Source organism: Chryseobacterium salipaludis (genome assembly GCF_022968825.1).
GTDB classification, from domain to species: domain Bacteria; phylum Bacteroidota; class Bacteroidia; order Flavobacteriales; family Weeksellaceae; genus Kaistella; species Kaistella salipaludis.
The window spans coordinates 581608-594356 of record NZ_JALHKS010000002.1 but is presented as its reverse complement, the minus strand read 5'-3'; the positions used below and the strand labels follow the sequence as shown (position 1 = coordinate 594356).

The following is a 12749-nucleotide window of genomic DNA, read 5'->3' as shown; positions in this document are numbered from 1 at the left end:
GCATCCCAAAGCTCCTGAAAGCTCTGAAACACCGCGCTTCTTCCCCTTTTCCTCAATCGTACCCCTTCGCTGTCTACTCGTTTCCTTTTGACTCTGCAAAAATAGGCACATTATTTGAACAGGCAAGGGGTTTACTTAAATAAATACTTACCCAATGCTTAACTGGCTGATATGCTGAGAGAAGAATTTTGAGCAATACTGTTTCCGTAGGAGAAGATTACTGCTATAGCAGTGGTATTAGGTTTTATTTTTACTTGGTTTAGCTATTGGCTGAGAAATTTTTGTAACGGTTATTTGTAACACTTCTCTTTTATCATCTATGAAACCGCAGCCAATGTGTGTAATATATGCTTCGGTTAAGAACAAATAGCTGTGTTATCATTTTCAAAAAAAGAACCCGCTTCAAAAGCGGGTTCTCATTATATATACATATTAAGTACTATTCTTCAGTAGCTGTCTCCTGTGTTGCTGCTTTATTTAAAGCATTGTTCAGGTTAACTGCATCCTTATAACCAGGGTTCAGCTGGACTGATTTGGCAGCGTATTCTTTTGCTTTCGCAGGATTTTCTTCCTGGCTCAGATACGCAACTGCAAAATAAGCATACGAAAGGGTTTCCTTATTTGCTTCTACCTCCGCTGGTTTTACTGTTTTAATATAACGTTCGTAGGCAATCTTAGCAAGATCATTGTTTCCTGCCTGCTGGTAAGAGTAACCTGTGCTGTAATAAGCAGGTGCCCAATCCGGCAACATACCGCTCATTTTCTGCCAGGACTGAATTGCTCCGTTCCAGTTCTTTGCTTCCTGATATGCATTCGCCAGTTGGAAAAGTGCATCAGTGTCCTGAGGATTTTCTGCCACTTTCTTTTTCAGGGCTTCGATCTGCGGATTGGTTGGACCGGCATCTACAGCTGCCTGGTTTACACCACCACCGCCTTTCACTTTTACTAGTTCCTCATCCCATTTCATGGTTTCATCTTTCGCTGCTTTTGCGATAGCAATTTTCTGCTGAGCTTCATTATTTAAAGCCTGCTTCTTGGTAGCGTCAGTTTCTTTGGTTGCAAGACCTGCACTGATCAGACCAAGAAGGCCCTGGTCAGCCGGCAGCACTCTGCTTTTTTCAGCTTTAGACATGAACATATCCATACTGGTTTTGGCAGCCATATAGTCCCCATCCGCATATTGCAGGTAAGCGCGCAGCTTGTACTTGATCGGATCTTCTACTTTGTCGAATACCTTGTCAAGATATTTTTTAGAATTTTCATAATCTTCGTTGGTGAAGAATAGCTTAGAAATTTCTAATTGTGTATCCGGATCTTCATCGGCATATTTTGCATAGTTGATCAGATCTTGTGTAGCCAGAGCATTTTGCTGGTATTTAATATCGTACGCAGCTTTTGCCTTATAAGCCGGCGCATAGGTCGGATCGGCAGCAATTGCTTTATCAATATTTTGTTTTGCGGACTGCCATTGCTGAGCTTGCATCCAAAGGGTTCCCATTCTGGTAAAAACGGAAGCTTTGTTCTTTGCCGTAGGCAACGCTTTTTCATATGCTGTCAACGCAGCACCTGCTACCTGCGGATCATTGGTCAGTTTCAAACGGTAGGCATCACCCAATGCATAATAATAATAAGCAGGTGTTCCCTTCTTCGCTGATTTTTCTACTGCTTTATTAAGATAATCTACAGCCAGGTCCGCATCAGCCGCAGTTCCGAACATAGTTAATGCCTGCGCTGCGCGGTACAGAACTTCCGGATCGCGTTCACGGGAATCTTTTACGATGGACTGGATCTCACTGATTGCAGCTCTGTTTCCGCGCCCCAGCTTCACGGAAGCAAGACCGATTTTATTTATATAGCTCTTTTTATCAGCCTCCAAGCCTTTTTTAAAGTTCTCTTCGGCTTTATCGAAATTAGGTTCAAATTGTGTTAAATAGGAATTACCCAGGTAAAAATAGTTCTCACCAGTAGCTGCTTTCGAAACCATGTCAGTATAAACCTGACGGGCCTGAGCATATTTGTGACTATCCGCGGCATTCACTCCTTCCTGCAGCGTTTGTCCAAACGCGAAAGTGGTAAAGAAGCCTACAGCTGCGGTAAGGGCAATTTTCTTTGTTACATTCATTATATCTCTCATTTTAAATTGTTTATTGATTAGTAAATCCATCATGAATTTCCCAATTTTTATACCAAAACATGGAAATGTGACAGACTGTATATTTTTTAATATATTTTAACGCATCTGTACTTCACGGCGGAAAATATTATACGGTTGCAAGCCTTCTTTCCCCACTACAATCTGACCGAGTTGTGTACAGGAAAATCTTATAAAGCCATTTCCTAAACCGAAATATGGTTCATTCGTCAGAAAATACAAAACTCTCGTGAAGGGATAAGACATCTCGGCTAAATTTCCCAGCGTTGGCTCGTACATTTTTCCCTGATCTTCCACTTTCAAAATTTTCACATTATTTCTTAATGATTCCGAGTCCGGATCATAAGGACGGCTTAAGGTATTTAAACTTACCACGCCAATGTACCCGGGAAACTGATTTAATTGTTCGATTACATTTTTATTACCGCTTACGATTGAAAATTGAAGCTGATTTGTTTTTGTGTTTAATTTCTGGGCGACAAAGTTGAAATTGCTCGAGTTCGTACCGTCAAAAATCATCTTCTTGCTTCCGTCCGTCAGCATTTTTTTAATTTCGTCCACAGATATACTTTCTCTGGTGTCATTCTTCGGCACCACAAAAACTGCCGCATCTGCCGCAAACGGCGCAGGTTGCAGATCGAGATCGATTTTAGCTTTATACGCTTCCTTTTCTTCGTCGGTTAAATCACGGGACATGATGATGACCCTTGTCTTCCTTTCGAGCAGATCCAGAAATGCCAGGTCTTCCTTTTTTATTACAAGTTCCAGCTTGGTTTCCGGATATAAAGCCATGTACCGATCCGTGAGCGCTTCCGCCACACTTTTGAAAGATTCATCGGCCTGAATGGTAATAGTTCCCTGCTGCGGCGTATCCACCACACGAGCCGATTTCTTTTTACAGGAAACCGAAAATAAGATAAGGCAAAGGGAAAGAAGGGTGAAAAGTTTAGTCTTCATAACGCTGCTGGCGTAATCTGTACACAGCGCGCACGATGCGGAAAATCCCATACAAGATGAGTAATCCCCCCAGTGCGTACGCCACGCCCGGCTCTAAAAATATGACAAAAAATTTATAAATAATAACGACGATCCCCAATGCAATATAGAAAAAGCCGGTAATCAGCGAAAGCCAGTTAAAAATCATACCTTACAAATCTACAAAAAAAATAAAAAAGAGAAGCATGGGCTTCTCTTTCTTGAATTATAAACGTTTTGCTTATTCAAACTGCATGGTGAGCGGCAGTCGGAAACGGTAACGTACCGTTTGTCCGTTGATTTTTGCCGGTGTCCATTTGTTACGAATGGACTTCACTGTGCGGATTGCTTCTGCATTAAAGTCGCGGTTAGAACCATTTGCTTTCACGTCGGTAATTGAACCATCACGCTCCACAACGAAAGTAATTTCCGTTCTCACAACCCCTTCGTCCCCTGACATGGCAGACGTATCAAAACTGTTCTGCACTTTGCTTCGGAAGGAGTTAATACCACCCGGGAATTCAGCAAGCTGTTCCACTTCGGTATATATCTGGCTTTCAGAAACCTGAGGTTTTACTTCCACGGTCTGCCCTTTATTACCGGTAGACGGTGGTGGCGGTGGTGGTGTATAGGAAGGTGTCTTAATCCCTTCCTGGTTCTGTAAGCCTGTTGTGGTTTCAATCTGCTTGGAGATTGGCGGCGGCGGCGTTTCCACCTTCGGCGCTTTCACCGGCTCCGGCACTACGTTCTGGATTACTTCCTGCTTAGGCTCTTCCTTTGGTGGTGGCGGTGGTGGTGGCGGTTCTTCTTCTTTCTTCTCTTCAATAATGATATCTTCCTCCGGAATAATCTCAATCAGATTGGCATTAACTTCCGTAGTGTCCTTTGCGGTCATTTGTTTGATCTTCATGACTACGAAAGGAGTGATCGCTATTACGCAGAAAAGAATGGTTCCGAAGATAAAAGCTTTGGTAAGCACTGATCTGTATCTTGTTCTCAGATCATAGGCTCCGTAGGCTTTATTCCTGTTTTCAAATACAATCTCATCCAAAGTAGGAGTGGTATTGTACATATTTTCATCTGCCATTGTTCTTTCTTTAAAATTTATATTGCAGTATTCTAGTTAGCAGAAGGCGCATTGCCTACCTTCTTGTCATAAATGGCCTGCTCATACGATTTCAGATCAGTAACCCCGTACTGTTCGTTTTTGGTGATGGCCATTTCATCCAGAATATCCACAAAGTTCTTATATACGGCATCGTCCGTCGGTTTGATGATCACGGTAAATTTACTTTGATCTTTTGCCCGGGCTTTTGCCTGCTCGATTACTTTTGTAATCCCCTCTCTGTCGAAATTCGTTTCCTGCAGGTTCTGCTCTGTTAAACTGGTAGCATCCTGCTGGTGATAGAAAATCCGGTTGTCTTTCCCGATAATCAGTGAAATCGAGTTTGAAAGGTCAATTTCGGTTTTTGGTGACTCCTGCTTATCTTTTGGTTTTGCCGGAAGCCCCAAATCCATTACATTCGGTTTGTTAAAGGTGGTTACCAACATGAAGAAAGTGATCAAAAGGAACGCCAAATCTACCATGGGAGTTAAGTCCACGTGTGGTACGGCTTTTTTCGAGCGTACTTTGCCGCCTCCGCCGTTATCTTTTACTTGTACTTCTGCCATTTCTTCCTTATTTAGCCACTTCCTGGCTTGTGATTAACCAGAACTTCAGGAAGTCAATATCCCGCAGTCCTTCAAATAATGCTTTTACCTTTGGGTATTTCGTTTCCACATCGCCTTTGATCGCCAGTTTATAATCCGGGTTCACGGCAAGGCTGGTTTCCACCCAATCGATAAGTTGCTTGTTGGTGCTGTCCATTGGAATACCGGTGGTGCTTTTGAAAGCTTTTCGGTCTTCATCGGAAAGATCCAGGAACCCTTTCAACTGGTTCATCGGAACTCCCACGGACTGAACATTAGAGAAAGCAACCTTCTCTTCATTCGTAAATTTCATACCATACTTCTCTCCCATTTTGTCCAGCAGCGCAATACGCTCGGTACCGTTTTCCACGGGAGTGAAATAGAATCTTCCGTCGGTGGTGCTCAGAATGGTCATCGTGCTGCCGTCAGGAAGAAGCTTTTCGGAGATAGAAGATGGCGTGGTGATCGTCTCAACGTCTGGTTTTGCAAACTGAGCCGTGAGGATAAAGAATGTAAGGAGCAGGAACGAAACGTCGGTCATCGCCGTCATGTCCACCCTTATATTATGTCTTTTTGGTTTGACTCTCGCCATTATAAATTACTTTTTTTATTTAAACTTCTGTTGGTTGGAAGGCCGGCACAGTGACCGGCTTTTCCTGGTATTGCAATCAGTTCTTAGTGGAACTCTGCAAAAGACTGCTGAATAGACATCGCGATCTCATCGATCTTGAAGGTCAGGCCGTCAATCTTAGAAGTAAAATAGTTGTAAAGGATAATCGCTACTGCAGAAGTACCAATACCCAATGCGGTGTTTACAAGTGCCTCGGAAATACCGATAGAAAGTGCCGCAGAGTCTGGTGTACCACCACCGGAACCCAGTGCGTTAAACGCTTTAATCATCCCGATTACCGTACCCAACAGTGCTACCAGCGTTGCTACTGTACCCAGTGTAGAAAGAATCATCATGTTCTTTTCCAGCATTGGCATTTCCAGTGTAGTTGCTTCTTCGATAGACTTGTTCAGTGCTACCATTTTTTGCTCTTTGTTCATGGTAGTGTCATGAGAAAGCGCTTTGTATGTTGTAAGACCTTCTTTTACTACGTTACCTACAGATCCTTCCTGACGATCGCACTCTTCGATCGCTTCGTCTACCTTGTTTTGATTAAGCAATCTTCTTACAGTTAAAACGAAGTTGTCCACATTCCCTTTACCGGCAGCTTTTGAAAGTACCAAAGCACGCTCGATAGAGAACACGATCACGATGATCATAAAGGAAATCAGTATGGGAACGATTGGTCCACCCATGTAAATAATCCCCATAAATCCATCAGGATGCAACTCCTTGGTTTCAAGATCAGACATCGCTACGGAGGATAAACCATCCAGACGTGGGTCTGCCTTAAAGTTACCTGGATTCCCCAACACAAATACATAAATAGCTACCCCGATCGCGATCAGAATCGGAATAATTAACGCAGGATTCAACCCCCCTACTTTTTTAGCAGTTACTTGCTCCTCGTTGTTTGAAACATTCATTTCCATACTAAACTAAATTATAAATTGTTATTTTTTAAATTTTTCGCGGTGTAAAATAAAGTTAAAATATTTAATCGTGCAAGTTATTGACCTCAAAGGAAATATTTTTTTCCCGATATTCTTTCATTACAATTAATGAATTTTTAAAATTAAGAAAATAAACTGACGATAATGTTTTCATCTGAAAAAAGACTTAAAAACTTGGCAAAAATCAACCGTTCTTTTTTCTAATAGAACACTGTCTTTTTTTGTCTGGCTTTAAGCTAAAGCACAATGTTAATTATTTTTTTCGGAACAATGATTATTTTCTTCGGCGTTGTTCCCTGAAGCTGCGCTTCTGTTCTTTCATCAGCCATAATCTGCTCCTGAATTTCCGGTACCGTGAGCGTGGCAGGCAGTGAAATTTTGAACCGCATCTTTCCGTTGAAGCTTACCGGATAGTCAATTTCATCTTCCACAAGATACTCCTCTTTCAGTTCCGGGAAGGATACTGTGGCTATGGACTGCTGATGTCCGAGTTTCTGCCACAGTTCTTCCGCAATATGAGGCGCATACGGCGACAGAATAACCGCCAACGGCTCCAGAATTTCTCTTTTATTGGTCTTGAGTTTACTCAGCTCATTCACTGCAATCATAAACTGCGACACGGAGGTATTAAAAGAAAAATGCTCGATATCATACACAACTTTTTTGAGCAAGGTGTGCAGGATCTTCCATTCGGCTTTAGTGGGCTCTTCATCAGTTACGCTGAAATCATCGCCGCTAAAATACAGATTATAAAACTTTTTGAGGAAACCATACACGCCACTTAATCCCTGGGTATTCCAAGGCTTGGATTGTTCCAGCGGACCCAGGAACATTTCATATAACCTCAGACAGTCGGCACCGTATTCTTCACAAATATCATCCGGATTGACGACATTGTATTTGGACTTCGACATTTTCTCCACTTCGCGGTCGGTCATGTATTTCCCGTCTTCCAGGATAAATTCGGCCTCCGCAAATTCCGGTCGCCATTTTCTGAAAGCCTCGGTATCGAGTTCATCCGTAGCACCTTTAAGCAAAGATACATCCACATGTATTTTCTGAGTATCGTACCCGTAAGATAACCCCTTGGAAACAAACTGATTTGTGCCGTCCACGCGGTAAACAAAAGCACTCATCCCCAGAATCATCCCCTGATTAATCAGCTTTCGGAACGGTTCTTCCGCCGAAATCCAGCCACGGTCTTTCAGGAACATGTTCCAGAAACGGGCGTACAATAAATGTCCTGTGGCGTGTTCGCTGCCGCCAATATATAAATCCACCTGTCCCCAGTATTTAGCAAGTTCCTTATTTACAAATTGTTCTGTATCGTGCGGATCCATATAACGCAGGAAATACCAGGAGCTCCCCGCCCAGCCCGGCATGGTGGACAATTCCAGCGGGAACACCGTTTTGTTGTCAATTAAATCGGTACTTACTACTTTTTGATTAGCTTCGTCCCAAGCAAAGTTTTTCGCATTTCCCAATGGCGGATCACCATCTTCGGTAGGCAGATACTTTTCAACCTCCGGTAATTCCAGCGGCAACGCACGATCCGGCAACACATACGGCATGCTTTCCTTATAATATACCGGAACAGGCTCACCCCAATACCGCTGGCGCGAGAAAATAGCATCCCGCTGCCGGTATTGCGTAGTTCCGCGGCCTATACCGCGGTTTTCGATTTCGCTGATGATTTTTGTTTTGGCGTCTTCATAAGAAAGGCCATCAAGGAAATCAGAGTTCACACAAACAGAATCTTTCGAGTGAAAAGAATTCTCATTAATATCTTCTTCTGTTTCCACGACTTTGCGAATGAGCAAACCAAACTTCTTTGCAAAACGGTGGTCGCGCTCATCGTGTGCCGGAACCGCCATCACGGCACCTGTTCCGTAGCCCATCAGAACATAATCGGAAATATAAACCGGCATTTGTTCTCCCGTAAATGGGTTTAAAGCATGCGCGCCGGTAAAGGCACCGGAGACATTTTTCACATCAGCCATGCGGTCGCGCTCCGTTTTCAGCGAAGTTTCATCCACGTATTGCTGCACAGCAGACTTTTGCTCTTCTGTCGTAACTTTATCCACCAGCGGGTGTTCCGGTGCCAGCACCATGAAGGTAGCACCGAAAATCGTATCCGGCCGAGTGGTGAAAACGCGGATGGTCTCCTCGCTGTCAGCTATGCTGAAAGTTACTTCTGCACCCTGCGATTTCCCGATCCAGTATTCCTGTGCGTCTTTCAGCGGCTGTGGCCAATCCAGATTTTTCAATCCCTGCAACAATCTTTCGGAATAGGCTGAAATGCGCATGCTCCACTGCATCATTTTTTTCTGAAATACCGGGTGACCGCCGCGCTCTGACTTTCCGTCTTTCACCTCATCATTGGCAAGCACCGTTCCCAAAGCAGGGCACCAGTTCACCGTGGTTTCTGCGCGGTACGCCAGGCGATAGTTCAAAAGAATATCCTGGCGGTCCATCTCCGAAGCCTGCTGCCATTCTTCGGCCGTGAAATCCAAACTTTCATTTTGGCTGGCGTTCAGGCCTTCGGTACCGTATTTTTCAAAATGCGTGATCAGGGTTGAGATATCTTCTGCGCGGTCTGCCGCTTTGTTGTACCAGCTGTTAAAAAAACGAATGAAGATCCACTGTGTCCATTTATAATAAGAAGAATCTGAGGTGCGCAGCTCGCGGCTCCAGTCAAAGGAGAAACCGATTTTGCGCATCTGCTCTTCATACCGGTTAATGTTGTTTTCGGTCGTTACGGCAGGATGCTGCCCAGTCTGAATAGCATATTGTTCCGCCGGCAACCCAAAGCTGTCATAACCAATGGGATGCAATACATTAAATCCCTGATGTCTTTTGTAGCGCGCATAAATATCTGAAGCAATATACCCCAGCGGATGCCCCACGTGCAAGCCCGCGCCCGAAGGATAGGGGAACATATCCAGTGCATAAAATTTAGGTTTATCGCTGGTTGTTTCCGTGCGGAAGGTGTGGTTTTCTTTCCAGTATTGCTGCCATTTCTTTTCAATCGCCTGATGATCGTAAAACATGCGTAAATTCGTTTCCTGTTGATATAAAATAAAATTCCTGCCGATTCCGCAGGTTTCATAAAAGTCACAAATTTAGTTTTTTTTACACACAAAAAAACCCGCTGCAGGAACGGGTTCAGGATGTGAAGTCATTTTTTTAGAAATTAATCTTTTGTACGGCGTGCGTAAATGGTCGTTGTGCCGGAAACATTTCCCTGGCCCGGTACATCAAAAGTTCCTTTCAGTTCATAAATTAAATCGCTCTCCGTGATGGTTTTTACGGTTCCGGATTGCGTTTCGCCACCGGCAAACGTGGCGGTCAGCATTTTTGTGTCAGCATTGTAATCATAGGTGAATTCCTGCAGCGGCTGCTGTTCGCATGTGCCATTGTTATCTGCAAATGCTTTAACACTACCCGCGCTATTATTAAATACAACTCTTGTTTTCTGTTCACAAATGCTGTATTCCACGGTTTGATTATAATTACTGCCGTTGATGACGGCGGCCTGTGTCATCTTATACGGTTGCCAGAGTCCGTTGAGCTGGGCATCATTGATGTTTTCGGTATCTTCATCATTACTTCGGCAGGAAGCTAACACAAAGAAGACCCCACATAATAATAACAATGCATAACGATAAATTACTGTTGATTTCATAATTTTATTATTTATATTTTCAACTTTAACTAATTGTATGCCAAGAATAACAACTCTTTTTTGTAATCTGGTTATCTTTGCATTATAAAGCCTCTTATGCCGGAAATTTCCATTATCACGCCCTGTTATAATTCTGCCCGTTTTCTCTCTGAAACTATTTCGTCTGTTCAGGCGCAGGCCTTCGGTGAATGGGAGTGGCTGATTACGGATGACAGCTCGACCGACAATTCTGTTGAAATTTTACACGCCATACAAGACCCGCGGATTCAGGTGAGCATTAATACGAAAAACATGCAGGCGGCGCCAGAAATGTATCGCTCGAAAAAGCAACCGGCCGGTATATTACTTTTCTGGACGCTGATGATTATTGGGAACCGGGTTTTCTGCAGGAAATGGTGCAATTTATGAAACAGGAAAACGCGGAACTTGCTTATTGCAGTTATGCCCGATGTAATGAAAGCCTGCATCCGGTGCTATCTGATTTCGTGGCAGATACAGATGTTACTTTCCAAAATTTACTCAAAAACTGCCGGCTTTCTTTGCTGAGCTTCATGTACGATTCGCAGCGCATCGGCAAAATGTATTTTCCCCTCGGCAGCAAGCGCGAAGATCATGTCATGTGGCTGGAGTTATTAAAAAAATTGCCCCTTGGCAGAGCGCTGCCGAAAACACTCGCACGCTACCGGATGCATGAACAAAGTGTTTCGCGCCGGAAAAAGGATATTGTATATGATCAGTATCTCGTCTATCGTGAGCACATGAATTTTTCGCTAGCAAAATCATGTTTTTACACGGCAAACTGGGCGATGAACGGTTTCAAGAAATATGCTAAAATTTTTAATTAATGGAGTTTTCCAAAGAGTTTAAACAGGCACTTTCGGCATTCAGTTCCAAAGAGAAGGATAAACTGATTTTCCGTTTACTGAAAAAGGACCGCATCCTGTCCCACCGTTTATATTTCGAACTGATCGATCCGGAAACTACTGATGAAAAACGCAGCCAGATGGAAGCCAAAATCCGTGACCTGGTTCCGGAAGTCTGCCGGCGCTACGGAAAAACCAAATACCTGCTGACCCAGATCCGAAAGCTCAGTGGCAGCATCACGGAACATGTGAAAATTACGACCGATAAATTTGGTGAAGTCAGCTTAAATCTGCTGCTAGTAACGCTGGTACTTGAGGCGGCACCGAACTATGGCAACACGTATAAACTCCATGTATACTTGCTGAATAAAATTTTCCGCACGTTGGTGCTGACACAAAAACTGGATCCCGATTATTTGCTGGAATTACGTGAGCCTTTCGAATCGCTAAAGAAAAGCATTGTACGGAACGAAGATTTTAAAGAGCTCGCCTGGGACCAGGGACTTGATATGCGCTGGCTGGATCCGGATGAAATTCCGGAACACATGGATTTATTACTCAAAGACCTGCGCGCTCAGGGATTACTTCGTTAGCATTTTCCGGACAATGGTGGCGGTTGCGTTCGGTTGCGAGGCAATAAACTTATACGCCTGCTGACTCATCTTTTTCAGTTGCTCACGGTTATCCAGTAAACTCAAAATATACGTCGCGGCAAAAAATTCATCTTCGAAGCACTTCCCTCCTTCCTGCTTTACCAGCTCATCTGCTTCGGGGTTTTTATAATACTGATTTCCGAAAAAGACCGGCAACCCAAAAGCGGCCGCTTCCAAAATATTGTGCAATCCTTTGCTGTGGAAACCTCCGCCCACTACTGCAATATCGCCGTAGCGGTATAGGGAGGACAACAATCCGATACAGTCCACAATCAGCACCTGTGCTTTATACACATGGGAAGGCGTTGTTTCATTCAGACCTGAGTACAAAATAGCTTGTGGAAAAAGTTCCCGTATTTGTGGCACGCGCTTCAAATCGTGCGGCGCAATAATGATTTTCGTGTCTTTATTTTTAATGGAAATAATCTCGGCGATACGTTCTTCTGTTTCCCATGAACTGCCAAAAATTACAACACGCTGCTTGTTTTTAAAATGAGAAATATAAGGGACTTCCTGTTGGCTGTCCCGCAGCGTCTTCACCCTGTCATACCGTGTGTCACCGGTCGTCATTGAATTCTGCAGGCCCAGGCTTTTGGCAAGCGCGGTAGAATGCTGCGTCTGATGAAAAAAGAAATCTACGTTCCGGCGCAGCTGTTTCACAAACCATTTTCCATAAGCTTTAAAGAAAACCTGTGTTTCATAAAATAAGGCAGATACTACATACACCTGCGCACCTTGCTGTTTCAGCCGGCGCAGCAAATGATACCAGTAATCGTATTTAACCGTAAAGAAAATATCGGTTTTAAAAGAGGCCGTAAATTCCTGCACCCATTTCTCGGTATCAAACGGAAGGTAGCAGACCACATCAGCTATTTTATTTTTGGTAACGACATGGTCATAACCGGATGGTGAAAAAAAGGTCACTAAAATTTTATGGTGCGGATGGAGTCTTTTTAATTCTTCCAGGACTGGTAATCCCTGTTCGTATTCGCCTAAACTGGCGGCATGCATCCAGATCACCAGGTCTTCAGGCGTGAATAAGGCCTGCACTGTTTCGCAGCTTTGGCGCCGCCCCGCCAGGCCTTTCTTTAATTTATAATTAAAAGCAGAGCCTATTTTCATACCGGCAATCAGCAGGCGGATAAAGAGGTTATAGAAAAACATCATAA

General features: G+C 43.7%; 13 protein-coding genes. 3 read left to right on the top strand and 10 right to left on the bottom strand.

The genetic code is table 11. The features are described 5' to 3' along the window. Positions 1-439: 439 nt before the first annotated feature. From MVI27_RS05495 to MVI27_RS05455, 9 genes are all read right to left on the bottom strand, one after another. Positions 440-2134 carry a tetratricopeptide repeat protein gene (locus MVI27_RS05495; protein WP_246959781.1) on the bottom strand — a complete coding sequence of 565 codons (1695 nt, stop codon included), beginning with the start codon at positions 2132-2134 and terminating at the stop codon, positions 440-442. Between the two features lie 96 nt (positions 2135-2230). Further along, positions 2231-3109 (bottom strand): PstS family phosphate ABC transporter substrate-binding protein, encoded by an 879-nt coding sequence (locus tag MVI27_RS05490; RefSeq protein WP_246959780.1) that lies wholly within the window; start codon positions 3107-3109, stop codon positions 2231-2233. Further along, entirely contained in the window at positions 3099-3296 is a 198-nt protein-coding gene (locus tag MVI27_RS05485; protein WP_246959779.1) for a C4-dicarboxylate ABC transporter, read from the bottom strand. The genes MVI27_RS05490 and MVI27_RS05485 overlap by 11 nt, the downstream gene beginning before the upstream one ends. A 72-nt stretch (positions 3297-3368) precedes the next feature. After that, positions 3369-4214 carry an energy transducer TonB gene (locus MVI27_RS05480; protein WP_246959778.1) on the bottom strand — a complete coding sequence of 282 codons (846 nt, stop codon included), beginning with the start codon at positions 4212-4214 and terminating at the stop codon, positions 3369-3371. Positions 4215-4246: 32 nt separating this feature from the next. After that, positions 4247-4798, bottom strand: coding sequence for an ExbD/TolR family protein (locus MVI27_RS05475; protein WP_246959776.1), 552 nt, complete (start codon positions 4796-4798; stop codon positions 4247-4249). Between the two features lie 7 nt (positions 4799-4805). Then, on the bottom strand, positions 4806-5408 hold the full coding sequence (locus MVI27_RS05470; RefSeq protein WP_246959774.1) for an ExbD/TolR family protein: 603 nt from the start codon (positions 5406-5408) through the stop codon (positions 4806-4808). A gap of 83 nt (positions 5409-5491) precedes the next feature. After that, positions 5492-6358 carry a MotA/TolQ/ExbB proton channel family protein gene (locus MVI27_RS05465; RefSeq protein ID WP_246959772.1) on the bottom strand — a complete coding sequence of 289 codons (867 nt, stop codon included), beginning with the start codon at positions 6356-6358 and terminating at the stop codon, positions 5492-5494. A gap of 257 nt (positions 6359-6615) precedes the next feature. Then, the gene (gene leuS, locus MVI27_RS05460; RefSeq protein WP_246959770.1) at positions 6616-9429 is read right to left on the bottom strand and encodes a leucine--tRNA ligase; all 2814 of its coding nucleotides are present in this window, start codon (positions 9427-9429) and stop codon (positions 6616-6618) included. A 143-nt stretch (positions 9430-9572) separates the two neighbouring features. Next, positions 9573-10064: a lipocalin-like domain-containing protein gene (locus tag MVI27_RS05455; RefSeq protein WP_246959768.1), complete on the bottom strand. Its 492-nt coding sequence runs from the start codon at positions 10062-10064 to the stop codon at positions 9573-9575. 96 nt (positions 10065-10160) lie between these two features. Here MVI27_RS05455 and MVI27_RS11905 point away from each other — a divergent pair, with 96 nt between their 5' ends. Genes MVI27_RS11905 through MVI27_RS05445 form a run of 3 tightly spaced genes read left to right on the top strand, consistent with a single transcriptional unit; the run spans position 10161 to position 11520 of the window. After that, positions 10161-10472: a glycosyltransferase family 2 protein gene (locus tag MVI27_RS11905; protein ID WP_323134572.1), complete on the top strand. Its 312-nt coding sequence runs from the start codon at positions 10161-10163 to the stop codon at positions 10470-10472. Beyond that, positions 10406-10909, top strand: a complete 504-nt coding sequence (locus MVI27_RS11900; RefSeq protein ID WP_416346214.1) for a glycosyltransferase — start codon at positions 10406-10408, stop codon at positions 10907-10909. The genes MVI27_RS11905 and MVI27_RS11900 overlap by 67 nt, the downstream gene beginning before the upstream one ends. After that, positions 10909-11520, top strand: a complete 612-nt coding sequence (locus MVI27_RS05445; RefSeq protein WP_246959767.1) for a deoxyuridine 5'-triphosphate nucleotidohydrolase — start codon at positions 10909-10911, stop codon at positions 11518-11520. The genes MVI27_RS11900 and MVI27_RS05445 overlap by 1 nt, the downstream gene beginning before the upstream one ends. Here the strand turns inward: MVI27_RS05445 and MVI27_RS05440 are convergent. Further along, complete coding sequence (locus MVI27_RS05440; RefSeq protein ID WP_246959765.1) at positions 11509-12747, bottom strand: 3-deoxy-D-manno-octulosonic acid transferase; 1239 nt, start codon at positions 12745-12747, stop codon at positions 11509-11511. The two genes, MVI27_RS05445 and MVI27_RS05440, sit on opposite strands and share 12 nt — an antisense overlap. Positions 12748-12749: the final 2 nt, after the last annotated feature.